Annotated in this window: 1 protein-coding gene; it reads right to left on the bottom strand. The window is 39.8% G+C overall.

The features are described from left to right. On the bottom strand, positions 1-483 hold a 483-nt coding region (gene rnhA / locus B2X72_RS17095; protein WP_286850840.1), incomplete at its 3' end, for a ribonuclease HI. Positions 484-718 lie beyond the last annotated feature (235 nt).

Here is a 718-nt window from a genome sequence, read left to right as displayed (position 1 = left end):
TTCAATCTCAAAAACACTATCGATTTTCCAATTTGCCTTATCTTTGGAGGCCGCTACAGCTAAGCGATCACAACGCTCATTTAACGGATGCCCAGCGTGACCTTTTACCCACACAAGGCGTACGTTATGAAGCTTATAGGCACTCATTAAACGCAACCAAAGATCTTTATTCTTCTTTCCCGCAAAACCTTTTTGTATCCAACCATATACCCATTTCTTATCGATGGCATCAATGACATATTTGGAATCAGAATATACGGTAACTTGTTGTTGCAGGTTTTTCAGCGCCTCGAGACCAACGATCACAGCCATCAATTCCATCCTGTTGTTAGTTGTTTTGCGGTAACCGCCCGAAAACTCTTTTTCGATAAGTTTGCCTTTAAAGGCCTCATTATCGCCTGTATAAATGGTTCTTAAGATTGTTCCATAGCCCCCAGGGCCCGGATTTCCACTTGAAGCCCCATCTGTATATAATTCGATCATACCTGCCAAATATACATGAAGTTTTTGTAAGCACACACAAATGGATAAAAATGATCGAGACTAGTTCATATTTTGATGCTCGAAATGGAAGATTTTTGTACCGTTACACCCTCGATAAATTCAACGATAGGGCATAGCGCTATAAGCATCAAATTTAATAGGTACTCACAACCGATTTAATAGGTATTAAAAAGGGACTTTACACGGTTTTATTCGAATGAAGTCCGAATGAGGT

The organism is Sphingobacterium sp. UBA7253, assembly GCF_002472745.1.
Lineage (GTDB): Bacteria > Bacteroidota > Bacteroidia > Sphingobacteriales > Sphingobacteriaceae > Sphingobacterium > Sphingobacterium siyangense.
This window is presented reverse-complemented; position numbering and strand designations above follow the sequence as displayed.